The organism is Amycolatopsis sp. AA4 (assembly GCF_002796545.1).
Lineage (GTDB): Bacteria > Actinomycetota > Actinomycetes > Mycobacteriales > Pseudonocardiaceae > Amycolatopsis.
In genome coordinates, this window is sequence record NZ_CP024894.1 from 402,866 (window position 1) to 428,330 (window position 25,465).

Genomic DNA, 25,465 nt, shown 5'->3' on the forward strand with positions numbered 1-25,465 from the left:
GCCGGTTCCAGCATGCTCGTGAATTCTCGCGAACCACGTGGACCCGGACCTGAGTGTGGCCGAGCACCACCCAGTAAGCAAGGACTCGAGCTCAAAACCGATCACGCTGTGCACATCAAGCGTGCATCAGGGATTGCGGAGGACATGGCTAAGAAAGACGGGGCCATCGAGGTCGAAGGCCGCGTGGTCGAGCCGCTCCCCAACGCGATGTTCCGCGTCGAGTTGGAGAACGGCCACAAGGTCCTGGCACACATCAGCGGCAAGATGCGGCAGCACTACATCCGCATCCTGCCCGAAGACAGGGTTGTCGTGGAGCTGTCGCCCTACGACCTCTCCCGTGGTCGCATCGTCTACCGCTACAAGTGATCACGCCAGAGCCGAGCAGAGCAGGAAGCAGGAAGACGTGAAGGTCCAGCCGAGCGTCAAGAAGATCTGCGACAAGTGCAAGGTGATCCGCCGTCACGGCCGGATCATGGTGATCTGCGAGAACCTGCGCCACAAGCAGCGTCAGGGCTGACCACCGCACTGCAGCAGGCCGCTTGACGGCTAACCCACCCTCCCCGTACCTGCCGGGCCGCGAAAGCGGTCCGGTGCACCCCCGGACTTCAGGCCGGGGCCGGGACACCCGGGGCGCAAGCCACGGGCACGACAGGCGAGTCGGTTCCGGAACCGGACGGGGAGCAGACCTGGAGACGAACCCGAAAAAGGAGCACCAGTGGCACGACTCGCTGGCGTCGACCTTCCCCGCGAGAAGCGGTTGGAGATCGCGCTGACTTACATCTACGGGATCGGCCGTACCCGCTCGAAGCAGATGATCGCTGCTGCCGAGCTGAACGCCGACACCCGCGTCAAGGACCTCAGCGACGAGGATCTCGTCAAGCTGAAGGACTACATCGACGAAAACTTCAAGGTCGAGGGTGACCTTCGCCGTGAGGTGAACGCCGACATCCGGCGCAAGATCGAGATCGGGACCTACCAGGGTCTGCGCTGGCGTCGCGGTCTGCCGGTGCGCGGTCAGCGCACCAAGACCAACGCCCGCACCCGCAAGGGCCCGAAGAAGACGGTCGCCGGCAAGAAGAAGGCTGGCAAGAAGTGAGCACCCAGGGCAAGAAGGTCGTTCGCATGGGCGGTTCCGTCCGTCGCTCCACGGCTTGTGTCTCGCCCAAGGCGCTCTACGCCCGCCCGATGGCGCTGCGGAACCTCTACACCGACGCCGGATCCATCATCCGGCGCGGGCAGCAGGAAGCGGTCGCCGCTCACCAAGAGAACGCGCGTTAACAGGAGAACCCTCAGACAATGCCACCCAAGTCCCGCACCGCGGGGGCCAAGAAGGTCCGCCGCAAGGAAAAGAAGAATGTCGCGCACGGTCACGCGCACATCAAGAGCACCTTCAACAACACCATCGTCTCCATCACGGACCCGACCGGCGCCGTGATCGCGTGGGCCTCCAGCGGCCACGTGGGCTTCAAGGGCTCGCGCAAGTCGACCCCGTTCGCCGCGCAGATGGCCGCCGAGAACGCCGCCCGCAAGGCGGCCGAGCACGGCATGAAGAAGGTCGACGTTTTCGTGAAGGGCCCGGGTTCGGGCCGCGAGACGGCGATCCGCTCGCTGCAGGCGGCCGGCCTCGAGGTCGGCACCATCCAGGACGTGACCCCGCAGCCTCACAACGGCTGCCGCCCGCCCAAGCGGCGCCGGGTCTGAGGAACGGGGAGGAGTACTAAGAAATGGCTCGTTACACCGGCCCCGCGACGCGTATTTCGCGTCGCCTCAAGGTTGACCTCATCGGCGGCGACCAGGCTTTCGAGCGTCGCCCCTACCCGCCGGGCCAGCACGGCCGCGGGCGCATCAAGGAGTCCGAGTACCTCCTGCAGTCGCAGGAGAAGCAGAAGGCTCGCTACACCTACGGCGTTCTCGAGCGCCAGTTCGTCCGGTACTACAAGGAAGCCGTGCGGCGTCCGGGCAAGACCGGTGAGAACCTGCTGCAGATCCTCGAGTCCCGGCTGGACAACGTGATCTACCGTGCCGGCATCGCCCGCACCCGCCGTCAGGCGCGGCAGCTGGTGAGCCACGGCCACTTCCTGGTCAACGGCGTCAAGGTCAACGTGCCGTCCTACCAGGTGACCAAGTGGGACATCATCGACGTGCGGCCGAAGTCGATGGGCATGCTGCCGTTCGTGGCGGCGAAGGAAGCCTTCGGCGAGCGTCCGGTCCCGGCCTGGCTGCAGGTCGTGCCGTCGAACCTCCGCGTGCTGGTCCACCAGCTGCCGGAGCGCGCGCAGATCGACGTTCCGGTCCAGGAACAGCTGATCGTCGAGCTTTACTCGAAGTAACCGGTCTCTGCGACTGGTTACGGGGCGGCGGCGTCCAGTGCGCCGCCGCCACGCCATCCCTTCGACGTCATATGGCGGGCGTCGTCTGGAAAGGAATTAAGGAATGCTGATTTCCCAGCGGCCGGCTCTCGGCGAAGAGACGGTCAACGAGACCCGCTCCCGGTTCACCATCGAACCGCTGGAGCCCGGCTTCGGCTACACGCTCGGCAACTCGCTGCGGCGCACGCTGCTGTCGTCCATCCCGGGCGCGGCCGTGACGAGCATCCGCATCGACGGCGTGCTGCACGAATTCACCACCGTTCCCGGGGTGAAGGAAGACGTCACCGACATCATCCTGAACCTGAAGGAACTGGTCGTGTCCTCGGAAGAGGACGAGCCGGTCACCATGTACCTGCGCAAGCAGGGCCCGGGTGAGGTCACGGCTGCCGACATCGTGCCGCCCGCGGGCGTCACCGTGCACAACCCGGATCTGCACATCGCGTCGCTGAACGGCAAGGGCAAGCTCGAGATCGAGCTCGTCGTCGAGCGCGGCCGCGGTTACGTTCCGGCCCTGCAGAACAAGCAGGCGGGCGCGGAGATCGGCCGGATCCCGGTCGACTCCATCTACTCGCCGGTGCTGAAGGTGACCTACAAGGTCGAGGCCACCCGTGTCGAGCAGCGCACCGACTTCGACAAGCTGATCCTGGACGTCGAGACCAAGCCGTCGATCACCGCGCGCGACGCGGTGGCCTCGGCAGGCAAGACGCTGGTGGAGCTGTTCGGTCTCGCTCGCGAGCTGAACGTCGACGCCGAGGGCATCGAGATCGGCCCGTCGCCGCAGGAGGCGGACACCATCGCCGCCTACGCGATGCCGATCGAGGACCTGGACCTCACCGTCCGGTCGTACAACTGCCTGAAGCGCGAAGGCATCCACACGGTGGGCGAGCTCGTCTCGCGCTCCGAGGCGGACCTGCTCGACATCCGCAACTTCGGCGCCAAGTCGATCGACGAGGTCAAGCTGAAGCTCGTCGGCCTCGGCCTCGCGCTGAAGGACAGCCCGCCCGGGTTCGACCCGTCCGCGGCTGCCACCAGCTACGACGGCGAAGGCTGGTCGGAAGGGGTCGCCGGCATCGGCGGCGGGATTTCGGACGACGGCCACGACGATGGCCAGGACTACGCAGAGACCGAGCAGCTCTGAGGCCTCGTGCCCGGACGCTGTGAGCTGAACTAGGAGAAAGTCATGCCCACCCCTACCAAGGGAGCCCGGCTCGGCGGGTCTGCCGCGCACGAGCGGCTGATCCTGGCCAACCTGGCCACTCAGCTGTTCGAGCACGGCAAGATCACGACGACCGAGGCCAAGGCCAAGCGGGTCCGCCCGCTGGCCGAGAAGCTGATCACCAAGGCGAAGCGGGGCGACCTGCACAACCGTCGCCTGGTGCAGAAGGTCGTCCGGGACAAGGACGTCGTGCACAAGCTGTTCGCTGAGATCGGCCCGCACTTCGCGGAGCGCGCCGGCGGCTACACCCGCATCACCAAGACGATGCCGCGCAAGGGCGACAACGCCGCCATGGCCGTCATCGAACTGGTCGCGGAGAAGACCGTGACGTCCGAGGCCGAGCGGGCTCGCAAGACCAAGTTCGCCAAGGACGAGGTCGCCGCCGCTCCGGTCGCCGAGGAGGCCGCTGAGGCCCCCGCCGCGACCGAAGAGGCCCCGGCTGCCGAAGAGGCTCCGGCCGCTGACGAGGCCGCTGCCTCCGAAGGCGACGCCGACGCCAAGAAGGACTGAGTCCTGCCGGCACTGTCTGCATCGGACGAGCCCGCCGCTCCCCACGGGGAGGGCGGGCTCGTTCGTCTGCGCTTGGACGTGAGCTACGACGGCACGGACTTCTCCGGCTGGGCCCGCCAGCCCGGCCGCCGCACCGTGCAGGCAGAACTGGAGCAGGCGCTGCAGCGGCAGCCGCCGGGGGAAGCGGTGCCGAAATCCGTGGTCGTCGCGGGCCGCACGGACGCCGGGGTGCACGCGACCGGACAGGTCGTGCACGTCGACGTCGTCCCGTTCGCGCCCGGTGCGCCGGGCCGGATACCCGTGGACGAACGGGGAATCCCGGACCTGACGCGCATGCGCGGCCGCTGGAACAAACTTCTGCCCGCCGATGTGCGGGTGCTGAACGCACGCGTGGCCCCGGACGGTTTCGACGCCCGGTTCTCGGCCATCCGGCGGCACTACCGTTACCGCGTCTCCGACGCTCCGTGGGGCGTCGATCCGTTGCGCCGCAACGACACCCTGGCCTGGGGCCGTCCACTGTCGACAGAGCGGATGAACGCTGCCGCGGCGGAATTGCTGGGACTGCAGGACTTCGCGGCGTACTGCAAACAGCGCGAGGGCGGCACGACGATCCGCGAGCTGCAGCGTCTGGAGTGGACGCGGATCGACGAGCACCTGCTGGAAGTGCGGGTTTCCGCGGACGCGTTCTGTCATTCGATGGTCCGCAGTCTGGTCGGGGTCTTGCTGCTCGTGGGGGACGGGCGGCGGGGAACCGGGTGGCCGGGCGAGGTGCTGGCGAGCGGGACGCGGGACAGCGCGGTCGCCCCGGCGCACGGGCTGACGTTGACGGCGGTGGACTATCCGCCGGACGAGCTGCTGGCCGCGCGGGCGGAGCAGACCCGGAACGTGCGGTCGTCGACCGAGCTTTAGGTCAGGGTGGGTCGGATTTTGTGGTTGAACGACGAGGCGGAGCGTGCGCTCGCGCTGCTGTCCGAGGCGGACGGGGTGAGCGAGCACGAAACAGCGGCGCGGACGATCACGGACGCCGCAGCCCGCCGGGTCCGGAACGGCCGGGTTCACGAGCTTTCCCTCCAAGGCCGCTCCCGCTACACCGCCCTGTTTGATCGCCTGGCGCAGTGAAAAACGAGTACCTGACGCTGGACAACCTGCTCCTGCTGTCGGCTGACCTCCGCGTGCCCGGAGTGCGCGACCTAGGCCTGCCCGACGCACCGGCGGCAGACCTCGCTGAGGGGGGCGGGCTCAACGGCTTCGACCTGGACGCGCCGGAGGACGAGGCGTACGACCTGGTGATCGCGACCGCGACTTTGCCGTATCAGTCGGTGGCTGAGCGGCTGGCGGAATGGGCTCGCGCGTCGCACACCGCCGATCGCTGAAAATGGTGAAGGCCTCCTTGCCGGAATCCCGCAAGGAGGCCTTCACCGTTCTGATCGTGCTCAGTCGCCGCGGCGAACCGGGCCGAGCAACTGCTGTTCCTTCTGCGTCGTGACCAGCCGCAGCGGACGCCACAGGTTCGTGCCCAGCGCCACGACCTGGTCGTCCTTCAGCGTGGTCAGCTGACGCATCATCTGCGGCGGCAGCCGCCAGATCCGGGCGGCCAGTTCGGCCTGTCCGGCGGGCAGCCGCTGCATCAGCACGAGGTCCGCGGCGTTCGCCGTGGTGCCCGCCTGCGGGTGCAGGTACGGGAGCACGTACACCGTGGTCTGCCAGGGCGAGCGGGGCGGGAACAGGTCCTGCGGGGTCGGTCCGCCGTCGGTCACCACGAGCAGTGGGGCGTCCTCGGACGGGCGCGGCAGTTCGACCGGCGAGAGCCGGCGGATCTGCACCAGCGGCGACGGGCGTCCGTCGCGGCTTCCGGCGGCTTGCTGCAGTACCTGCCACGCTGCCGGACGCCCGGTGGCCACGACCACCCACGCACCGGTTGCCATGGCACGCAGCGCGACCTGGCGGGCCAGGTAAAGGCCGCCGACGAGCACGATGCGGGTCGGCTGCGAGCGCAGCGCGGAGACGGTCAGCGGTTCGCCCTTGAGACCGGAGCCGAGGACGACGCCGCCGCGGTCGCCGGACGGGCTGATCGCGTCGAGCATGGCCGGGTCGACGGTGAACTCCGGGGCGAGCCCGGTGTTCTGCCCGGCGTCGCGAACTCGAGTACTCACGCGGTCCCTCCGATCGGCAGCGTCGCGGAGAACGCCGGGATCTGCATGCCCTTCATCGGGGTCAGGTCGACGTCCAGCCGCTCCGCGATGCTCTGCAGCCGCTGGTCGGCGGCGTCCAGCTCGCGCGGGTTGCGGGCGCTCAGCCGCACTACGCCGCGCAGGCCGATGCGGCCCTCGTCGGCCGACGGCGAGATCGCCATGGCGACCGTCGCGGACAGCGCGCGCACGCTGGTCAGCCCGTTCAGGCTGCCGCTGATCTTGCCCTTGGGCCAGCCGGTGATCGCGTAGCTCGAGTGCCCGATGCCGGCCGCGGTGACGCCGGTCCAGCTCTCCTGCAGGCTGACCTTCTCGTTCGAGCCGGCGACCGCGGTGAGTTCGGCCGCCGAGATGCTGGCGCGCAGCAGTTCGTCCGGGTCCAGCGGCCGGGTCGGCACGCCCTGGGACTCCAGCGCGTTGCGCACCCGCGACAGCGCACCGATCATCGCGCGGTGCGCGCCGACGACGCCGCCGCCGCGTTCCCGGATCGCCTCCGGGCAGCGCCGCGGGTCGAGCCGGACCGCGATCCACGTCGTCCGCCGGGCCGCCGCGGGCAGCGGGCCGAGCACCTCGAGATAAGAACTGAGCGCCGGGGCGTCCGCGGGCATCGCGGCCGAACCCGGGTAGCTGTGCCAGATCATCTGGATGGAGTCCAGCAGCACGCCGCGGTCTTCCAGGCACGGCGCGAGCGCGGACAGCGGAAGGCTGGGCGCGCCGCCTGCTTGGGAGATCATCGCCGGCATCGGCTCGACGAGCAGGACCGCGGTCCAGGTGCCCTCGTTCCAGGCGATGCCGACTTCCTGCCGTTCGTGGTCGACGGCGTGCGCCACCACGAGGTCCGGCACCGCCAGCCGCAGCAGGCTGACGCGCGCGTCCTCCGGGCCGGTGACCGCGCTTTCCTCGGCGAGTTCCTCGATGCTGGTCGGCGGCGGAGGGGTCGCCACGCGGCCGTGCGAGCGGAACCGGTACCGCAGCGTCAGCGAGAGCCACTGGGTGAACCAGCGTCCGCCCACGCGCAGGAAGGCGAGGATCAGGCCGAGCGCGGCGACGCCGATCGCGACGTACTTGAGCTGCATGTTGATCGCCAGCAGCACGAGTCCGATCGCGACGCCGACTTCCAGCACGACGAGGTTGACCACGGGCAGCGGGCCGAGCGTGATGCCGCCGGAGCGCCGCCGCGAGGGCGGGGCCATCCGGAGCGCCGTCGCGGTGCCGCCGGTCGGGGCGGGTTCGCCGCTTTCCGGGCCGCCGCCGCTGGGTCCGCCAGGGCCGCCGGGACCACCTGGTCCGCCGCCGCCGGGTCCCCCCGGACCACCGGGTCCGCCGCCGCCAGGTCCGCCCGGACCACCGGGACCACCAGGTCCGCCGGGACCTCCGGGACCTCCGGGACCTCCGGGACGAGGAGCGTTAGGTCCGCCGCCGCCAGGACGTCCAGTCCTCGGGCCAGCGGGACCGCCCGGACCGCCAGGGCCAGCGGGGCCGCCGGGCTTCGGCCCGCCAGGACCGGGCTTGGGACCACCGGGACCGCCGGGTCCGCCAGGCGGGGGCCCGCCCGGACCCGGAGCGCCGGGCACGCCAGGACCGCCGGGCTTGGGAACGCCGGGTCCGGGAGTGATCGGTCCGCCGGGACGACCGGGACCGCCCGGGACGCCGGGAGGGGGAGTGCGCGGGGGAAGGCCGGGTCCGCCGGGAGCCGCGCCGGGGCCGCCGGTTCTTCCGGGCCGCTGCGGCGGGCCCGGGGGACGTCCCCCGGGAGGCGGCGGCGGCCCCTGCGGACCAGGCGGACGTGGAGGCGTGCTGACGGACATCCGCGCGTTCTCTTCCCCTCGTGAGTGCTGCGTACCCGGAAAGCCGGTCCCGGGATGCCTGACCCTAACCGGAGTTGGTAGAAACCCCACACCAGACGGTCCCCGTACGGCTATCCTGCGGAACCGTACCGCGACGGGGAGGACTGTAGGTCGAGAATGCCATCAACACCCACGACTAAGTCTCAGGTTCAGGCATACAAGTTCGTCCTGCGCCGGATGCAGTCCGCGCTGGTCCGCCGCGACGCGGTGATGTTGCACGACCCGATGCGCTCCCACGGGCGCGCGACCGCGGTCGGAGTGATCCTCGGCGTCCTGGGCGCCGTCGTTTTCGTGCTGTGGGGGCTGTTGAGCCCCGCGCCGTCGGTGCCGTCGTCGGACAACATCGTGATCGGCGAGCAGTCCGGCACGGTATATGTCGTCACCGGGAACCCGGCGAGGCTGATCCCGACGTTCAACCTCGCGTCGGCGCGGCTGATCCTCATGGCGCAGAAGCAGCAGGGGGGCCAGGGACAGCAGGGCGGCCAAGGCGGCCAGCAGGCGTCCGAGGTGAAGAACCCGACTGTCGTCTCCGATGAACAGCTGAAGAACATGCCGCGCGAGAAGCTCACCGGCATCCCGGACGGTCCGCAGCTGATCCCGTCGGCGGACCAGCGGATTTCCCCCAACTGGGCGGTGTGCGACGAGGTCGTGCTCGACCCGTCGCTGCCGCAGCAGGACTCGGTCAACAAGACGAACACGGACGTGATCGCCGGCGTCGACAAGCTCGGCAGCGAACTGCAGGAGAACCAGGCGCTGCTCGGCGACGCGGGCAACGGCAAGACCTACCTCATCTACCGGCTGCCGGCGACGCAGAGCCGGCCGAACGCGAACACCGTGCGCGCCGAGGTGCCGTCCGGTTCCAACGACCCGGTGCGGTCCGCGCTGCATCTTCCGACGAAGGCGCGCAAGGTGTCGCAGGCCTTCCTCAACGCGATCCCCGAGGTCACCAAGCTGACCCCGCCGCTGGTGGCGGGCGAGAACACGACGCCGTCGAGCAGCTTCGACGGCCTGACCGTCGGCAACGTCTTCTCGACCCAGCCGACCGGCGGCGCGCAGGAGTACTGGCTGATCGCCAAGAGCGGCATCCAGAAGGTGTCGCCCGCGGTCGCGGACATCGTCCGCACGGCGAAGAGCGGCGGCACGGCCACCACGCCGACGCTGGGCCTCGACAAGATCAACAACGTCAAGGTGCTGCAGAAGGGCGACCCGGACTACGTCCAGGTCGACGACTACCCGAAGGTCGTCCCGACCGTCCTCGACGCCACGCAGGGCTCCCCGGTCGCGTGCCTCGGCTGGTCGCTCAACGCCGACCACACCCAGGCGCACACCTCGGTGTACATCAACAAGCAGATCCCGGTGGAGAAGAACGCCGACGGCACCTCGAAGATCCTGAGCGTCGGCAACACCGGCCCGAACGGCGTGCCGATCACCGGTTTCTACATGCCGACCGGGTACGGCGCGGTGGTGCAGTCGGCCACCGAATCGGACAAGACCTTCGGCAAGGGCCCGATCCAGCTGATCTCCGACCGCGGCATCCGCTACGGCGTGCCGGACGCGGCGACCGCGGAGGAACTGGGGCTGAACAACCGGCTTCCCGCGCCGGAGTCGATCATCGGGCTCCTGCCGACCGGGGCGTCGCTGAACGTGCAGAACGTGATGAAGCAGTTCGATTCGGTCCCGATCGACCCGAACGCGGGCTCGTACAAACCGCAGGCGGCCGGACAGCAGCAACCTGCCGGGAACTGACGGCGGATTCCGTCCGTCACACTCGGACCAGAGCCGGGTGAGCGGAGGGTTTGACGTGGCAGCGCCGGGAAGCAGTCCGGGAACAAGCGCCGTGCGGATCGACGGCGCGGTCGTCGGCGGCTACGCGGCGAAAGTCGCGCGGGCGGCCGACGAACTGGAGACCGCCGCGGGCAAGGTCGGCGCGGGAGCGAGCACCGCCGAGGCGTACGGCGAGCTGGGCGCGCGGCTGGGCGTGCCGGAGTCGTACGCACAGGCCTCGCAAGCGTTGCGCGGTCAGCTCGCGGCCGGGGTGGCCGCGCTGCGATCGGTCACCGCGGCGCTGGAGCAGCTCACCACCGGCCACACCGAACGGGACGCCGACGCGGCCGAGCGGATCGAACGCGCCGGGAGGATCTCGTGACCGAGCCGTCTTTGGCGTACGTGACCGAACTGGCCCGCGAGCTGGGCGTGCCCGATCCGGTCGCCGCCTACTACCGGCCGCTCACCGGCCGCTGGGAGGAACTGGACGCGGAGGCCGAGAGCCTGCGCGGCGCGGCCCGCACGGCGGCCCGGGTGTCCGCCGACCTCGCGGAGGATCTCGGCCGGATCGACGCGTCGTGGTCCGGTCCCGACGCGGACGCGTTTGTCGCGTACCTGGGCGAAATCCGTGCCGCGAGCGAGGGCGCGGAGGACGCGCTCGACGCGCTCGCCGGTTCGATCGACCAGCTCGCCGAATCGCTGCGCAAGATCGCGGGCGCGGCGGAGGAGATACTGGTCGACGCGGCCGATCTGCTGTCGGAATCGGCGATGCTGCCCAGCGGCGGCGCTTCGCGGGCGCGGTCGCAGCTGCGGGAGACCGAACAGTCGCTGAAGTCCTTGCACGAGGCCGCGGAGGACGTCCTGCGCGAGTTCGGCCGGTTGTGCGCCGGAGTGGACGCTCCGGCCGGGAGCCCGTCGAGCATCGAACTGCGGCACCACTATCCGGCGCAGCAGTTCCGGCTGCACGACGCGGACGCGCCCGCGAGCGCACCCGCCGCTGCCGCCGGAGAGTCCACAGAGTCCACAGTGGCCTCTTCGGACGATTCGGTGACGCCGTCCGCCGCGGAGGATTCCCGGCACGGCAAGGAAACCGCCGCCGATCCGCGGCTGGAGCAAGGGCAGGCGGGCATTCCGCCCGTCGAGCCGGTGGCCCCGGCCGCGCAGCCCGCGGCGAACCAGGGGTCGGGCACGTCGATGATGCCGATGATGGGCTTCGCCGGAATGGGCGGCGGAGGCGGGGGCGGCGGCAGTTCGCAGCACAAGCCGAGGCAACGCACGCCGGCGAAGACGTCCGAGATCTTCGGCGAGCCCGCGCAGGTGACTCCGCCGGTGATCGGCCAGGACCCGCCCGCGCGGCGGCCGGAGAAGGACGGGAAGCCGCCGAAATCCGGGAAGTGACCCGGAAGGCCGCCGTCGCGATATCCGCGGCGCGCGGCCTTTTCCTTGCCCGGAACCGGATTCCTCCGTTGCGCTGGAACACAACGGGCCGCTCCCCTCGGGGAACGGCCCGTTGTGGTGGCGCGAAGCTATCGCGGAGGTGCCGTTCCGGACCGGTTCCGCCGGATCGTGTGCACCACGAACAGCGTGATCAGCAGCGCCGCCACGCCGCCGCCGGTGCCGGCGAGCGCGACGATCATCGGGGTCGAGCTGATGCCGTCGGCGGGCGGCAGCTTGGCCTCCTGCACCACCGGCTTCGGCAGCGAGAGGTTGCCGGTGTCGCCGGGCAGGTTCGCGGTGAGCGCGGCCACCGGGTCGATCACGCCGTAGCCGACGAAGTTGTCGCGCCCGCCCGGAGCGGCCGGATGCTGCGCGGTCGCCTTGAGCCGCTTGACCACGTCGCGTGCGTCCATGTTCGGGAACATCGAGCGGACCAGCGCGGCGACGCCCGCCACGTACGGCGCGGCGAAGCTGGTGCCCTGGATCGGCGACGGGTTGCCGTTCGCGATGGTCAGGTTCGCGAGTCCGGTCGAGTGCTCCGCCGGGTCGAGAGACACGATTTTGGTGCCCGGCGCGGCGACGCCGACCCACGGGCCGTGCACGCTGAACGGCGCGACGCCGCCGTCCTCCTGGATGGCGGCGACGGACAGCACGTCGTCGGAGAACCACGGCGGAGTGACGATCGACTTCGGCTTGTTCGGGTCGGCCTGGTCGTTCTGCGGGCAGTTCTCCGAGACGTTGCCCGCGGCCGCGACGACCACGATGTTCTTCTCGACCGCGTAGTGCACCGCGGCCTGGACCTTGCGCTCGCCCTCCTGGATGTCGCCGGGCGCGGTGCCCGCGCGGCAGTGGTCGACCGACATGTTGATCACGCCGGCCTTCTGGCTGTCGGCGATGCCGCGGATGATCTGCGCGAGCGTGTTCAGCGTGCCCGCGGTGCCTTCCTTCTGCAGCTGCCGGTTGTCGCCCTTGTTGTCCTGCTGGGGCGCCGTGCCGCTGCCGCTGCCGGTGCCGCCGCCCGAGGACGGGGGCAGCTGGCTGTTGCCGCTACCCGCCGGGGGTTGCTGGCTGTTGCCGCCCGAGGGCGGCTGGCCGGTCCCGCTCGACGGGGGAGCCGCGGGCGGCTGCGGGTTGTCGTCCTTGGCGTAGTTCTCGCTCAGCTGCCGGTAGGACACGATGTGCGCGTCCGGGGCCACGCCGATGAAGCCGACCTTCGGGTCCTGCGGGTTGCCCGCGATGATCCCGGCGACCTCGGTGCCGTGGCCGTCGCAGTCCTGCAGGCCCGGGTCCGCGCCGTTGTCCGGGTTGGCGACGTAGTCCCCGCCGCTTTCCACCCGGCCCTGGAACCACGGATGCGGCGTGACGCCGGTGTCGATCACGGCGACCCGCTGCTTGCCGCCGACCGATCCGGTCGCCGCGCGGACGATCTCCTGCGCCTTCTCCAGCTGCAGGTATTCCTGGCCCCATGGGCGGAAGTTGATCTCGACGTTCTGCCCGAGACTGCGTTGCACGCACTCGTTTTTCTTCTTGTACGTGGTGTCCGGGCGGCCGCTGTCGGCGGGCGGCGCGTCGCCCGGGCCCAGCGGCGGCGGAGTGGCCCAGGTGCCCGCGGGCGCGCTTGACGTCTGCGCCGCCGCCGGAGCGGCGGCGAACGGGGACGCCAGCCCGAGCCCGGCCGCGAAGAGCGCCACCCCGGCCCGGCCCGGAAGGCCGAGCCGGCGCGGGAAGGAACGTCGGGAGCCCATCGCGGCGCTCACTTGAGGTTGAGGTGGCGCAGCGTCGAGTAGAGGTCCATCACGCCGAGGGCGAGCGGAAGCACCACGGCGATGCAGATCGCCTCGATGATTTCCACGGTGCGCCGCAGCGGCGGCGAGAAGCGCTGGTCCGGGAAGACCACGCCGACCACGAGGGCGGCCGCGGCGATCAGGATCAGCGCGCCGAAGACGTACAGCAGCCGCTGCTCGGCGGTGGCGGAGAAGAACAGCCAGCCGAGCAGGATGCCCGCCGCGGCGACCATGCCGGTGGTGAGCAGCGCGATCGCCTGCGCGCCGTTGGCGTAGGCGCGGGCGCGCAGCAGGAGGACCAGCGTGGCGATGACGCCGAGGATGATGCCGAAGACGTTCGGGGCGGTGGCCGCGAGGATCGCCGCGACGGCCGTGGTGGCGCCGCAGCCGATCATCAGGCCGGTCATGTAGTCGTGCGCGACCGCGGTGCGCTGCTCGATCGCCTGGTAGTCCGGGAAGCCGGAGTCTTCCTTCAGTTCCTCGGCGGTGCTCGGCACGTACGGCAGCGGAAGCTTGGCGAGCCAGATGGTGGCGCGCGGCAGGAAGGAGATGCAGCCCAGCGCGACGGCGACCGTGCCCGCCGCGACCGACGCGGTGTCGGCGCTGGTCACCAGCGTCGCGACGAGGAAGGCGAGCGCGCCGAACACGCCCGCGGTGGCGGTCGCGATGAACACGCGGATGCCCGCGCTGACCACGAGGATGCAGACCGCCGAGACGATCAGCACCAGCACCGCGCCGAGCAGCAGGTTCGCCCGTACCGACAGCCCGGGCACGATGTAGAAGCCGCTCACGAACGCCAGCGGCAGGCCGCCCGCGGAAGCGATCAGCACGCCGGTGGCCTCGGCCTGGTAGGCCTTGGCGAGCGTGGCGCCGACCGCGACGCAGGCGATCGCGCCGAGGCCGCCGGCGATCGCCGGGCCGAGCGCGGAACCGCCGTAGAGGGAGCCGCTGAAGAACAGGGCCAGCGCGGAGAAGAAGAGGGCGAGCCCGCCGGCGGCGTGGCCGAACCGGCGCGCGGTTTCCTTGGTCCACGGGCGGAAGGTGTCCGGGTCGGCCTCCGCGATGGCGTCGACGACGTCGTCGTACATCGGCGGCGGCGGGTTCTCGTTGCGCTTGCGCAGCTGCAGCAGTTCGCCGTCGACCACGCCGAGGGACGCGAGCGTCCGGCTCGGGTCGAGCGGGGCGTCGCCGAGCTTGGCCAGCGCCCACCCGCCGTGCCGGGCCCCGCCGTCCGGAGTGACCTCCTTGGCCATCTCCAGAAGCATGGGCAGCAGGTCGGCCACCGCCACGTCGGCCGGAAGCGCGACGTCGATGCGCGTCGTCGGTGCGACCACCGTGACCCTGCTGAATACCGTCGTGCCCGTTGCCACTAGATCCCCCGCTCTGAAGAGTCAGCTCCCGGGGAACTTATACCGAACCTGGGGACAGGTTTCAGCGCGTCTCCGCAAATCATCGGCGAAAGTACCCGTACCGGCCGGGCTGGGCCAGATCGACCAGCGGGTTCGTCCGCCTGGTCCGATAACTGTCGGTGGCGGTCCTTACACTCGGGCGCACTGGGAGGACGGGCCCCGCCGGGGCCTGGGGGAGGGGTGCGAGGTGCCGATCCTGGAGTTGGCCGGATTTCCGGGACGACGTTCGATAGGTTGTCCCGCGCACCCGGGTGCAGGCGTCGAGCAGGAATAGAGGGGTCCTTCGAGATGAGCACGCTGCAGTTCAAGAAGTCGCCGCGGCTGGCCGCGCCGCGCCCGCCGGGCGGCGAGGTGCATCTCGAGCCGCCGCCCGAGGTGCCCCGCACGATCCCGGGAAACATCGTCGCCAAGGCTATTCCGGGCGTGATGATCTTCGCGTCGCTCGGGATGATGGTCTTCATGTTCACGGCGGGCGGCAAAAACCCGACCACGATCATGATGAGCGGCATGATGCTGATGGGCACCGTCGGCATGCTCGCCGGAGGCGGCGGAAAGGGCGGCGGCCAGAAGAAGGCCGAGATGGACGAGGACCGCAAGGACTACCTGCGGTACCTCGGCCAGATGCGCGACCGCGCCCGCGAGGCGATGGTCGACCAGCGCGCCGCGCTCGAATGGGTGCACCCGGACCCGCAGTCGCTGTGGTCGCTCGCGGCGAGCCGCCGGATGTGGGAGCGCAGGCAGAACGACCAGGACTTCCTGCACCTGCGCGTCGGCCGCAGCTCGCACCGCCTCGCCACCCGGCTGGTCCCGCCCCAGACCGGCCCGGTGGACGAATTGGAACCGATCGCCACCCTCGCGCTGCGCCGGTTCGTGCGCGCGCACTCGATCGTGCCGGACCTGCCCACCCAGATCACCCTCCGCGGGTTCGCGGCGGTCAGCATGCAGGGCGAGCGGCACCGCACCCGCGCGCTGACCCGCGCGATGCTCGCCCAGCTGGTCACCTTCCACAGCCCGGACGACGTCATGATCGCGGTCGCCACCGCGGGCCGGGCGAAGCAGGAGTGGGAATGGGCGAAGTGGCTCCCGCACGCCCAGCACCCCACGCTGTCCGACGGCATCGGCCAGCTGCGCATGATGGCGGGTTCGCTCAAGCAGATCGAAGACTGGCTGGACGAGGAACTGCGCGACCGCCAGCGGTTCTCCCGCAACGCGACGCCCGCGCCGGACCAGCCGCACGTCGTGATCGTCATCGACGACGCCGAGGTCACCCGCGAGGAGCAGATCATCCTCGAGGAGGGCCTGGTCGGCGTCACCCTGGTCGACCTTTCCGATTCGATCGGCAACCTGGCCGCCCGGCGCGGCCTGCGGCTCGTGGTCGAGGAGGAGCGGCTCGGCGCGCGCAGCGCGGGCGGGGTCGAATGGTTCGGCCGCCCGGACTCGCTCAGCGTGGTCGAGGTCGAGGCGCTGGCCCGGCTCATCGCGCCGTACCGCGTCGGCGGGGGCGGCGGAACGGACGTCAGCGAGGAAGAGCCGCTGCTGTCCAACCCGTCGCTGCTGGAACTGCTCGGCATCCCGGGCGACCCGATGACATTTGACGTGCAGCAGGCGTGGCGGCCCCGGCCGATCCGCGACCGCTACCGCGTCCCGTTCGGCGTCGGCGAGTACGGCCAGCCGGTGGAGCTGGACATCAAGGAGGCCGCGGCCGAGGGCATGGGCCCGCACGGGCTGTGCATCGGCGCGACCGGTTCCGGCAAGTCGGAGTTCCTCCGCACGCTGGTGCTGGGCATGCTGGCCACGCATTCGTCGAGCACGCTGAACTTCGTCCTCGTCGACTTCAAGGGCGGCGCGACGTTCCTGGGCCTGGACAAGGCCCCGCACGTGTCCGCGGTCATCACCAACCTCGCGGACGAGGTCACGCTGGTCGACCGCATGAAGGACGCGCTGGCCGGCGAGATGAACCGCCGCCAGGAAGCGCTGAAGAACGGCGGCAACTTCAAGAACGTCTGGGAATACGAGAAGGCCCGCGAGAACGGAGCCGACCTCGACCCGCTGCCCGCGCTGTTCATCGTCTGCGACGAGTTCTCCGAACTTCTCGCGGCGAAGCCGGACTTCATCGACCTGTTCGTCGCCATCGGGCGGCTGGGCCGGTCGCTGCAGATGCACATGCTGCTCGCGTCGCAGCGGCTGGAAGAGGGCAAGCTGCGCGGTCTCGACTCGCACCTGTCCTACCGGATCGGCCTGAAGACGTTCTCCGCGGCGGAATCCCGCGCGGCGATCGGCGTGCCGGACGCGTTCGAACTGCCGTCGGTCCCCGGTGGCGGTTACCTCAAGTACGACACCTCGACCCTGGTGCGGTTCAAGGCTTCCTACGTGTCGGGGCCGTACCGGCCGGCCGGCATCAAGGCGGCCGGGCCCGCCGCCACGGTGGTGCGCGCGGACAAGCGGCCGCAGCTGTTCGTGCCGGACTTCGTCGAACTGCCGAAGGAACCCGAGCCGGAGCCGGTCGTCGAGGAAGAGGCTCCGAAACAGCAGGAGTCCGAAGAGGCGGTCGAGCCCAGCGAGCTGGACGTGATCGTCAGCCGCCTGGTCGGGCAGGGCCCGCCGGCGCACGAGGTGTGGCTGCCGCCGCTGAACGAGCCGAACTCGCTCGACACGATGCTGCCGAACCTCAACCCCACCGACGACCGGGGGCTCTCCCCGGTCGGGTTCTTCGGCAACGGCAGGCTGCAGGTGCCGATGGGCATCGTCGACCGGCCGTACGAGCAGCGGCGCGACCTGCTGTGGGCGGACTTCTCCGGTGCGCAGGGCCACGGCGTCATCGCGGGCGGCCCGCAGTCGGGCAAGTCGACCATGCTCCGGACGCTGATCATGTCGATGGCGCTCACCCACACCCCCGAGGAAGCGCAGTTCTACTGCCTCGACCTCGGCGGCGGCACGCTCGCCGGCCTCGCGGACCTTCCGCACGTCGGCGGGGTCGCGGTGGCCCGGCGCGAGCCGGACAAGGCGCGGCGCATCGTGGCGGAGCTGACCACGCTGCTGACCGAGCGCGAAGGCCGGTTCGGGGCGCTGGGCGTCGACTCGATGACGGAGTTCCGCAACCGGAAGCGCCGCGGCGAGATCACGGCGGAGCAGGACCCGTTCGGCGACGCGTTCCTGATCGTGGACAACTGGCGGGCCCTGCGCGACGACTTCGAGGAGCTGGAGACGTCGATCACGCGGCTGGCCACCCAGGGTCTCGCCTACGGCGTGCACGTGATCATCTCGGCCAACCGGTGGGCGGACCTCCGCCCGGCGATCAAGGACATGCTCGGCACGCGGTTCGAGCTGCGCCTCGGTGACCCCACGGAGTCCGAAATGGACCGCCGGATCGCGGTCAACGTCCCGGCCGGGCGCCCGGGCCGCGGGCTCACCCGCGACAAGCTGCACCTGCTCACCGGCCTGCCGCGGATCGACGGGTCGAGCGATCCGGAGACGGTCGCGGCGGGCGTCGCGGACGCGGTCGCGAAGATTCGCGGGGCGTGGCGCGGCCGGGTGGCTCCGCAGGTGCGCCTGCTGCCGGAGATGATCACCTACGAAGAGGTCCTGAAGCTCGACCAGAAGCGGGACACGAAGCTCATCCCGATCGGCGTCAACGAGGAGGACCTGCAGCCGATCTACCTGGACTTCGACGCGGATCCGCACTTCTTCGCGTTCGCCGACGGCGAGTCCGGCAAGACGAACCTGCTGCGGCAGATCGCGCGCGGCATCACCGAGCGCTACACGCCGCAGGAGGCCGTGGTCCTGCTGGTCGACTACCGGCGCACGATGCTCGGGTTCCTCGAGGGCGATTCGCTGCTCGGCTACGCCGTGTCGTCCGCGCAGCTGGACAGCATGGTCCAGGACGTGCACGGGTCGATGACGCGGCGGCTGCCGGGTCCGGACGTCACCCAGGAGCAGCTGAAGACGCGGTCCTGGTGGACCGGTCCGGAGCTGTTCATCCTGGTCGACGACTACGACCTGGTGGCAACGCAGTCCACCAACCCGCTCAAGCCGCTGTCGGAGTTCCTCGCCCAGGCGAAGGACGTCGGCCTGCACCTGATCGTGGTCCGGCGCACCGGTGGCGCGTCGCGGGCGGCGTACGACCCGATCATCGGCAAGCTCAAGGAGCTGGCGGCCACCGGCATGGTGATGAACGGTTCGCGCGACGAGGGCGTGCTGATCGGCAACATCCGGCCGAGCGCCATGCCGCCGGGCCGGGGCAACATGCTGAGCCGCAAGAACGGGAAGCAGCTCGTGCAGGTGTCGTGGATCCAGCCCGACTGACCGACCGGGGAGCCGTCGCGGCTGACGGAAGGGGTGCCCGGTGACGGTGCGGGTCGCGGTCGACTTCGGGACCTCGAGCACCTGCGTCGTCGTGTCGGTCAACGGCCGCGAACCGCAGGTCGTGGTGATCGACGGGCAGCCGCTGATGTCCTCGGCGGTGTACGCGGCGTCCGACGGCACCCTGTTCGTCGGCCAGGAGGCCGAGCGGCAGGCGGCCGTCGACCCGTCGCGGTACGAGCCGAATCCGAAGCGGCGGATCGACGAGGGCGATCTGCTGCTCGGCGATTCGGTGCTGCGGGTCATCGACGTCGTGCACGCGGTGCTGGACCGGGCGGTCGCGGAGGCGCGGCGCGTCGCGGGCGACGTCGAGGTGGACCTGCTGGTGCTCACGCACCCGGCGGACTGGGGCGCGATCCGCACCCGGCTGCTGCGCCAGGCCGCGGGCCGGCTGGCGCGCGAGGTGGCGCTGGTGCCGGAACCGGTGGCCGCGGCGGTGTACCACGCGGCCACGTTCGCCCCGGAGGCCTCGCCGGGCGGGCGGACGGTCGAGTTCTCCGGCCGTCCCGGCGACGCGCTGGCGGTGCTCGACCTCGGCGGCGGCACGGTCGACGTCAGCGTCGTCCAGCGGTCGCCGGAGGCCGCCCGCGCGGCGCGAGTGCCGGGCGCGCCGCCGCAGCGGGGCGGGTTCCAGGTGCTGGCCACGCGCGGCGACCCGAGTTTCGGCGGGGCCGACATCGACCAGGCGTTGCTGGAGCACGTCGGTTCTTTGGTGTCCGGCACGGATCCGCAGGCGTGGCGGCAACTGGTCGAGGGCCGCGAGCTGGCTGAGCGACGGCGGCGCCGGGTGCTGCGCCAGGACGTCCGCGGCGCGAAGGAAACGCTGTCGCGGCACACCTACACCGATGTCCCGTTGCCGCCGCCGTTCGCGGACGCGCACGTGACGCGGGCGGACCTGGAGCGGTTGATCGGGCCTCAGCTCGGCCGGGTGGTCGAGCTGACCAGCGCCGCGATCGCCGACTCCGGCCTGCGCCCGAAGCAGCTCGCGGCGATCTTCCTCGTCGGCGGTTCGAGCCGGATCCCGATGATCTCCCGGCTGGTGCACGAGCGCACCGGCGTGGTGCCGACGAGCCTCGACCAGCCGGAGACCGTCGTGGCGCGCGGCGCGCTGCGTGCGGTGCTGCTGGAACCGGACCGCACCGGCGTGCTGCCCGGGTCGTCGATTCCGGGGCCTGCCGAGCACCGCACCGAGATCGTCCGCGGGGACGCGCCGGTCCGGCGAGGTCCGGCGCCGGTGCCGCGCACCCCTCCGGCACAGCCGTTGCCGCCGCGCGGGTTCTCCGCCGCGGAGGCGGCCAGGGGACCGCAAAGCGCGCCGTTCGGAGCGGTAGCGCCCGTCGGCGCGAGTCCATTGCGGACTGGTCCGGGCAAGAACGCGTTGGGGCAGAACGGTTCCGGGAACGGGGCGTTCGCCGTTCCCGGTGCGGAAGACTCCGGTGGCGGGGCGAAGAAACGCCGTCGGCTGTGGTTGATCACCGCGGCGGTCGCGGTCGTGGCGCTGGTCGCGGCCGGAGTCGTCTACTTCGTCAGCCGCGGGAACACCTCGGATCAGGGCCGTTCGTTCTCGCAATACGACTTCAGCCTCGTCGCGCCGAGCGACTGGATCCAGACCACCGACGAGGTCGCGGACCGGCAGGTCATCCTGCACCCGCAGGACGCGGCCAACGGCAACGATCTCGTGCTCGCGCAGGAGTTCGTGATGGACTACGACGCGACGGCGGACCGGCAGAAACTCGTCGACGCTTTGCGGTCCGGGGTCAGCGGAAACGCGAACTACACTGCGTTCCGCCCCGATCTGACTTACGGTGGCCGCAACGTGATCGGCTATGTCGAGAGCAAACCGGAACGGATTACCGTCCGCTGGTATGTGCTCGTGCAAGGGCGGATCCGGGTGCACGTCGGCTGCCAGTACCAATCTCCCGCGGTGCAGCAGCGCGTCGACGCCGCGTGCGAGCAAGTGGTGCGCACGCTGAAGATCACCAGCTGAAGGAGCGCCTGTGCCGTCCGAACCGGAATCCGCGCCGGCGGCATTCACCCGAGCGGGACAGGACGCCGTCACCTTCTCGCGCCGCGTCGCGGGCACCGCGCTCGCGCGCAGCGAACGGCATCGCAGCGAAAACCGGGAATTGCTGAAGGAGTTCGGCAGGCGGCGGCTTTCCGGAGCCGCGGAACCCGCGCCGTCCGCGTTGCGCGGGGCCGCCCGCCGGTTCCGCGCCGCCCGCGGATTGCCGATGCCCGCCGAGCCCGCCGTGCCCGAGCCGGTTCCCGTTCGTCCCGATATTTCGCCCGAACAGCCCCGGACGAGTGAAGAGGACGAGGACTTTTCGCAGTCGCGAATCATGAGCCGGGACTCCTGAAACGTTCCGGGAACCGGCTGTGCGTGTGCTAACCACGCTGGTGGACAAGGTTTTTTCGGGGACACCGGGAAGCCGTTCACCGGGCCGTTGCCGGGCGGTTCCCTTGGCCCGCGTTCACGCAAGCAACTACTTGCGAAGAAGTCGCGACAAGTGTGAACCGAACTGGCAATGTCTTCGTCGTAGGTGCAGTGCCGGAAACACCAGCCGGCGCGCACAACCACTGACGAAGGGGGTAGCTCCCATGGCTGCTGGCGGTTTCACTGGGGATCCGAAGGAATTCACCGCGGCGGAGGGGCGCGTCGTCGACGCGACCAGCCGGATGAACAAGAACCTGAGCGACCTGCGCTCCAACATCGAAGCGACCCGCGCGGGCTGGGAAGGCGACGCGCAGCGCGCCTTCGACAACGTCATGCGCCGCTTCGACGACTGCGGTCGCGGCCTGAACGACGCGCTGCACCGTATCGGCGAGCTGCTCCAGGAAGCGGGTTCCACCTACGCCAAGAGCGAGGCGGCTCAGCACGAGCACATCAACTCGCTCAACAAGGGCTTCGGCGTTCTCGGCTGATCCAGTTCTTTTCCGTTCAGATTCGCCTTTTCCTCATTCTTTCTTCTGACAGGAGTTCGACATGCCTGACGGCCGCATTGTTGTTGACCCGGGTACCATCCACCGCGCCGCGGAGGACTGCACCGCCACCGGCGGCGAGCTGAAGACCCTCTTCGACAACCTGCAGAGTGACCTCAGCCCGCTGACCAACAGCTGGACCGGTGAAGCGAAGGACCAGTACCACCAGGCCCAGAACGAGTGGAACCAGAAGTTCGAGGAGTTCACTCAGCTGCTGGCGCAGATCGCCGCCGTGCTGCCGCAGATCGCGGACGGCTACCAGGCGACGGACCGCTCGGTGCAGAACCTGTTCTGAGCCAAGCTCCGAAACCACGGCGGGCCAGGCACCTTCGGGTGCGGGCCCGCCGTTTTCGTGTGCGTACTTCGAGGCCGCCCGGGTCGGCGGATTCTCCCGCAGGGAAGCCATTTCCCCCACCCGCTTCTCGTCGGAGGAACGGGTTTCGGCGCTCGGCGCGAGGCGTTGCCGGAATATTCTGGCGCGCTGCGGGCGGCTCGTTGCGCACCCTGGGAAATGCCCTCCCGCAGCGACTTCTTTCCGCGGTGCCCGGTCCGGGCCCACGGCTTAAGACCTCGTCAGTGCGGAGCGCCGACGGAATATTCCGGCTTGTCGTTCAGCACCCGCACGGTCACCTTCTTCGGCTGCCCGCCGACCTGCACCGTGCAGTCGAACGTGGTGCCGTTCTCGATCGGCTGCCCGGACGGGCACACGACGTTCTTCACGTCCGGCTCGCCGTAGTTCTCGTTCAGCACCCGGGAAACGCCCTCTTGCAACGACTTCTGGTCGAGGGTGTCCCCGCTGAACACCCCGGCCGCCCACGAGATCCCGCCCGCGGCGGCCAGCACCACCACGACCGCCCCGGCGATCAGGAACGGTTTCTTCGACCGCGGTTTCCCCGGCTTCGCGGAGGAAAACGCGCCGAGTCCGCCGTACTCGGACGGCTGGAACCCGCCGCCGTAAGGACTTCCGGAGGACTGCTGTCCCGGCGGGACCGGGGTCGGCTGGCTCTGCGGCTGACCGGGTCCGCCGTACGGCGCGGGCGTCGGCTGGCTCGGCGGCTGGCCGTAGGGCTGGGCCGGATAACCCTGCTGCGGGTACTGCCCCTGCGGAAACTGTTGCTGCGCCGGAGGTTGCGGCGTCCACTGGCCGCCCTGCCAACCGGAGTTGTCCACTTCGGACGGATAACCCGGCTGCTGCTGTGGCTGGTTCCCCGGCTGCCACCACTGCGGCTGCTGGTCGGGAGGCTGGGTCATCGGTGCTCACCTCGGGGGTCGATCGGCGCGGGGGCCGGCGGAAGGGCGCGCATCAACGCCCCTGCAGGTCGGCGAGCCTGCGGTAGAAGTCCTGTTTGGCCGCGTCGTCCGCGAGGACGGTGACCTGCGAGGCGTCCGGCACCGTCGGCAGGTCCGAGACGGTGGCCTGCCCGGTGAACTTGAACTCGTAGCGCAGTTCGACCTTGTGCCCGTCGCCCTCGAACTTGGCCGCCATGGTGAACGCGGCGAGCGAACCGTCCGGCTTGAGCGTGATCGTGCTCGGCACGACGGCCTTGCGCAGTTCCGGCCCGACCTGGTTGACGACCTTGTCCGGCAGCAGTTCGACGCGCTGGTCGAGGAAGATCGCGAACGGCACGTTCACGCTCAGCTGCTCGGTGCCGTCCGCGGAGCTCTTCGCACCGCGCAGCGCTTTCTTGTCCGCCTTGTACGCGCTGTCGACCGCGGCGCCCATCTTGCACGCGATGTGCACCCCGCCCCACACACACGGCTGGACGAGCCCGTTCTCCGGCTTGGGCATCGACACCCACGGCGTCGGCGCGAGCGATTTGTAGGCCGGGCCCAAGTAGAGGTACTCGACGGCGCCGTCGGCCGGGGTGAACGTGTCGAGGAACTCGTTGGGGTTCTTCTGCGACCGGTTGTGCACGATGCGGCTCTCCGGGCTGCCGGTGCGCGCGGAGGTGACGATGTTGTGCAGGTACCTGTCGTCGAACTTGAAGTACCGGTCCGCGGAGTTGGTCACATCGCGCGGCTCGGTGATCGTGTCGCCCAGCTTCGACATGGCCTTCTCGAACTTCGCGCCGACGTACGCGGCGGCCTGGTCGCCGTCGGGCAGCGCGGTGCCGGCGCGGGCCTGCCCGCACGCGGTCGCGAGCGCCAGCACGGCGGCGACGGCTCCCGCCGTCCGTGCGGCCCGGATCGTCCTCGCTCGTGTCTTCAACTGCTGTCCCCAGGTGCTCGTCGTGCTGGCGCGGCTGCGCGCCCGAATCGTCTCATCCTGGTACGACCCGCGCGGCGGCGTGGTGGTTCCGGGAGCAGGTCGGGTAAGCTGCGACCGGCCGACGAGGCGCCTTCGCACCCCCCGCTGCAAAGCAACGGGACCACAGGGGTATCTTCATATGTCGTTGTGCGTTGCGGCGCGTCAGCGCTCGGCCCGCACATTACCCACACGCAATGACGACGAGGTAGACCCTTGCCCACGTACAGCCCCAAGCCCGGCGACGTCACTCGTGCCTGGCACGTGATCGACGCCGAGGATGTCGTGCTCGGACGGCTCGCGACCGAGGTCGCCACGCTGCTGCGCGGCAAGCACAAGCCGACCTACGCCCCGCACGTGGACACCGGTGACTTCGTCATCATCGTCAACGCCGAGAAGGTCGCTCTCACCGGTAACAAGCGCGAGCAGAAGTTCGCGTACCGGCACAGCGGTTATCCCGGCGGTCTGCGGAAGCGCTCCTTCGGCGAGCTGCTCGACACCAAGCCCGAGCACCTCGTGGAGAAGGTGGTCAAGGGCATGCTGCCGAAGAACAAGCTCGGCCGCGCCATGGCCAAGAAGCTGAAGGTGTACGCCGGCCCGCAGCACCCGCACGCCGCGCAGCAGCCGCAGGCGCGCGAGATCACCAAGATCGCGCAGGTCGCGCAGTGAGTGAGGAACAGTTGACCAGCACCGAGACCGAGGTCGTCGCTTCGACCGAGACCCCCGCCGAGGCCGTGGCGACCAGCGAGTCCGCCGCCGCCCCGCGCCCGTCGCGTGCCGCCGGTGGCAACGCGCAGACGGTCGGCCGCCGCAAGGAGGCCGTGGTCCGCGTCCGCGTCGTGCCGGGTACCGGTGAGTTCAAGCTCAACGGCAAGTCGCTCGAGCAGTACTTCCCGAACAAGGTCCACCAGCAGCTCATCCGCGAGCCGCTCGTGACCGTCGAGAAGCCGGACTCCTTCGACATCTTCGCCAACCTCAAGGGCGGCGGGATCTCGGGCCAGGCGGGCGCGCTGCGTCTCGCCATCGCCCGTGCGCTGGTCGAGGTCGACGCCGACGACCGTCCGGCCCTGAAGAAGGCCGGCTTCCTGACCCGTGACGCGCGCGCCACGGAGCGGAAGAAGTACGGCCTCAAGAAGGCCCGCAAGGCCCCGCAGTACTCCAAGCGCTGATTTTCAGCCCTGGCGCAACCCTGGAAGCGCCCATCCGTCCATCGGATGGGCGCTTCCGGCGTTTTCGGGGCTGGTTGATGCGTTTTCCGCCACTGGCACGACTGTCTTGGGGTAGGGCAGGGGAGTACCCCTGCCGGGTCCGGCGCTAGGTTTGTCGAGGCCCGGCACGCCCCGAGGCCGGTGAATCA

At 70.2% G+C, this 25,465-nt stretch carries 27 protein-coding genes; 21 read left to right on the top strand and 6 right to left on the bottom strand.

Annotation, left to right across the window (positions count from 1 at the left end; translation table 11 throughout):
- Positions 1–144: 144 nt before the first annotated feature.
- The 11 genes from infA to CU254_RS02120 all read left to right on the top strand — a co-directional run bounded on the left by infA (position 145) and on the right by CU254_RS02120 (position 5,468).
- Complete coding sequence (gene infA, locus CU254_RS02070; RefSeq protein ID WP_004558881.1) at positions 145–366, top strand: translation initiation factor IF-1; 222 nt, start codon at positions 145–147, stop codon at positions 364–366.
- A gap of 37 nt (positions 367–403) precedes the next feature.
- Positions 404–517, top strand: coding sequence for a 50S ribosomal protein L36 (rpmJ, locus tag CU254_RS02075; protein ID WP_004558882.1), 114 nt, complete (start codon positions 404–406; stop codon positions 515–517).
- Between the two features lie 198 nt (positions 518–715).
- Positions 716–1,096, top strand: a complete 381-nt coding sequence (gene rpsM, locus CU254_RS02080; protein WP_009072337.1) for a 30S ribosomal protein S13 — start codon at positions 716–718, stop codon at positions 1,094–1,096.
- The gene (locus CU254_RS02085) at positions 1,093–1,278 is read left to right on the top strand and encodes a hypothetical protein (protein WP_009072338.1); all 186 of its coding nucleotides are present in this window, start codon (positions 1,093–1,095) and stop codon (positions 1,276–1,278) included. The genes rpsM and CU254_RS02085 overlap by 4 nt, the downstream gene beginning before the upstream one ends.
- Positions 1,279–1,296: 18 nt before the next feature.
- Positions 1,297–1,701, top strand: coding sequence for a 30S ribosomal protein S11 (gene rpsK, locus CU254_RS02090; RefSeq protein WP_009072340.1), 405 nt, complete (start codon positions 1,297–1,299; stop codon positions 1,699–1,701).
- A gap of 23 nt (positions 1,702–1,724) precedes the next feature.
- A complete protein-coding gene (gene rpsD / locus CU254_RS02095) occupies positions 1,725–2,330 on the top strand; it encodes a 30S ribosomal protein S4 (protein WP_009072341.1) in 606 nt (201 codons plus the stop codon).
- 103 nt (positions 2,331–2,433) lie between these two features.
- Complete coding sequence (locus tag CU254_RS02100) at positions 2,434–3,507, top strand: DNA-directed RNA polymerase subunit alpha (protein WP_009072342.1); 1,074 nt, start codon at positions 2,434–2,436, stop codon at positions 3,505–3,507.
- Positions 3,508–3,549: 42 nt separating this feature from the next.
- A complete protein-coding gene (gene rplQ, locus CU254_RS02105) occupies positions 3,550–4,095 on the top strand; it encodes a 50S ribosomal protein L17 (RefSeq protein WP_009072343.1) in 546 nt (181 codons plus the stop codon).
- Between the two features lie 72 nt (positions 4,096–4,167).
- On the top strand, positions 4,168–5,004 hold the full coding sequence (gene truA, locus CU254_RS02110) for a tRNA pseudouridine(38-40) synthase TruA (protein WP_086024858.1): 837 nt from the start codon (positions 4,168–4,170) through the stop codon (positions 5,002–5,004).
- Positions 5,005–5,028: 24 nt separating this feature from the next.
- The gene (locus CU254_RS02115; RefSeq protein WP_199785753.1) at positions 5,029–5,214 is read left to right on the top strand and encodes a CopG family transcriptional regulator; all 186 of its coding nucleotides are present in this window, start codon (positions 5,029–5,031) and stop codon (positions 5,212–5,214) included.
- Positions 5,211–5,468, top strand: coding sequence for a hypothetical protein (locus CU254_RS02120; RefSeq protein WP_009072346.1), 258 nt, complete (start codon positions 5,211–5,213; stop codon positions 5,466–5,468). Before CU254_RS02115 ends, CU254_RS02120 begins: the two co-directional genes overlap by 4 nt.
- A 60-nt stretch (positions 5,469–5,528) precedes the next feature.
- Here CU254_RS02120 and CU254_RS02125 read toward each other — a convergent pair whose 3' ends face one another.
- Together CU254_RS02125 and eccE are read right to left on the bottom strand one after the other, a co-directional pair.
- Positions 5,529–6,248, bottom strand: coding sequence for a hypothetical protein (locus tag CU254_RS02125; protein WP_009072347.1), 720 nt, complete (start codon positions 6,246–6,248; stop codon positions 5,529–5,531).
- Positions 6,245–7,477, bottom strand: coding sequence for a type VII secretion protein EccE (gene eccE, locus CU254_RS02130; protein WP_009072348.1), 1,233 nt, complete (start codon positions 7,475–7,477; stop codon positions 6,245–6,247). The genes CU254_RS02125 and eccE overlap by 4 nt, the downstream gene beginning before the upstream one ends.
- A gap of 771 nt (positions 7,478–8,248) precedes the next feature.
- On the opposite strand from eccE, the gene eccB reads away from it, so the two are divergent.
- From eccB to CU254_RS02150, 3 genes are all read left to right on the top strand, one after another.
- A complete protein-coding gene (gene eccB, locus CU254_RS02140) occupies positions 8,249–9,877 on the top strand; it encodes a type VII secretion protein EccB (RefSeq protein WP_009072349.1) in 1,629 nt (542 codons plus the stop codon).
- Positions 9,878–9,968: 91 nt separating this feature from the next.
- Positions 9,969–10,277: a hypothetical protein gene (locus tag CU254_RS02145; RefSeq protein ID WP_100266687.1), complete on the top strand. Its 309-nt coding sequence runs from the start codon at positions 9,969–9,971 to the stop codon at positions 10,275–10,277.
- Complete coding sequence (locus CU254_RS02150) at positions 10,274–11,293, top strand: WXG100 family type VII secretion target (protein WP_009072351.1); 1,020 nt, start codon at positions 10,274–10,276, stop codon at positions 11,291–11,293. The genes CU254_RS02145 and CU254_RS02150 overlap by 4 nt, the downstream gene beginning before the upstream one ends.
- A gap of 128 nt (positions 11,294–11,421) precedes the next feature.
- Here the strand turns inward: CU254_RS02150 and CU254_RS02155 are convergent, their stop codons facing one another.
- Both CU254_RS02155 and eccD read right to left on the bottom strand, forming a co-directional pair.
- Positions 11,422–13,077 carry a S8 family serine peptidase gene (locus tag CU254_RS02155; protein ID WP_050788381.1) on the bottom strand — a complete coding sequence of 552 codons (1,656 nt, stop codon included), beginning with the start codon at positions 13,075–13,077 and terminating at the stop codon, positions 11,422–11,424.
- Between the two features lie 8 nt (positions 13,078–13,085).
- The gene (gene eccD, locus CU254_RS02160; protein WP_009072353.1) at positions 13,086–14,486 is read right to left on the bottom strand and encodes a type VII secretion integral membrane protein EccD; all 1,401 of its coding nucleotides are present in this window, start codon (positions 14,484–14,486) and stop codon (positions 13,086–13,088) included.
- A gap of 327 nt (positions 14,487–14,813) precedes the next feature.
- Here eccD and CU254_RS02165 point away from each other — a divergent pair, with 327 nt between their 5' ends.
- The 5 genes from CU254_RS02165 (at position 14,814) to CU254_RS02185 (ending at position 22,158) form a co-directional block, all read left to right on the top strand.
- Positions 14,814–18,827 (top strand): type VII secretion protein EccC, encoded by a 4,014-nt coding sequence (locus tag CU254_RS02165; protein WP_009072354.1) that lies wholly within the window; start codon positions 14,814–14,816, stop codon positions 18,825–18,827.
- A gap of 40 nt (positions 18,828–18,867) precedes the next feature.
- Positions 18,868–20,871: a type VII secretion-associated protein gene (locus tag CU254_RS02170; RefSeq protein ID WP_009072355.1), complete on the top strand. Its 2,004-nt coding sequence runs from the start codon at positions 18,868–18,870 to the stop codon at positions 20,869–20,871.
- A gap of 10 nt (positions 20,872–20,881) precedes the next feature.
- Positions 20,882–21,241 carry a hypothetical protein gene (locus tag CU254_RS02175; RefSeq protein WP_009072356.1) on the top strand — a complete coding sequence of 120 codons (360 nt, stop codon included), beginning with the start codon at positions 20,882–20,884 and terminating at the stop codon, positions 21,239–21,241.
- A gap of 241 nt (positions 21,242–21,482) precedes the next feature.
- A complete protein-coding gene (locus CU254_RS02180; protein WP_009072357.1) occupies positions 21,483–21,806 on the top strand; it encodes a WXG100 family type VII secretion target in 324 nt (107 codons plus the stop codon).
- A 61-nt stretch (positions 21,807–21,867) separates the two neighbouring features.
- A complete protein-coding gene (locus tag CU254_RS02185; protein ID WP_009072358.1) occupies positions 21,868–22,158 on the top strand; it encodes a WXG100 family type VII secretion target in 291 nt (96 codons plus the stop codon).
- Positions 22,159–22,436: 278 nt separating this feature from the next.
- Here the strand turns inward: CU254_RS02185 and CU254_RS02190 are convergent, their stop codons facing one another.
- Together CU254_RS02190 and CU254_RS02195 are read right to left on the bottom strand one after the other, a co-directional pair.
- Positions 22,437–23,114, bottom strand: coding sequence for a DUF4333 domain-containing protein (locus CU254_RS02190; protein WP_009072359.1), 678 nt, complete (start codon positions 23,112–23,114; stop codon positions 22,437–22,439).
- Between the two features lie 52 nt (positions 23,115–23,166).
- On the bottom strand, positions 23,167–24,072 hold the full coding sequence (locus CU254_RS02195; protein ID WP_199785755.1) for a hypothetical protein: 906 nt from the start codon (positions 24,070–24,072) through the stop codon (positions 23,167–23,169).
- A 252-nt stretch (positions 24,073–24,324) separates the two neighbouring features.
- On the opposite strand from CU254_RS02195, the gene rplM reads away from it, so the two are divergent.
- Both rplM and rpsI read left to right on the top strand, forming a co-directional pair.
- A complete protein-coding gene (gene rplM / locus CU254_RS02200) occupies positions 24,325–24,777 on the top strand; it encodes a 50S ribosomal protein L13 (RefSeq protein WP_009072361.1) in 453 nt (150 codons plus the stop codon).
- A gap of 11 nt (positions 24,778–24,788) precedes the next feature.
- Positions 24,789–25,277 (top strand): 30S ribosomal protein S9, encoded by a 489-nt coding sequence (gene rpsI / locus CU254_RS02205; protein ID WP_009072362.1) that lies wholly within the window; start codon positions 24,789–24,791, stop codon positions 25,275–25,277.
- Positions 25,278–25,465 lie beyond the last annotated feature (188 nt).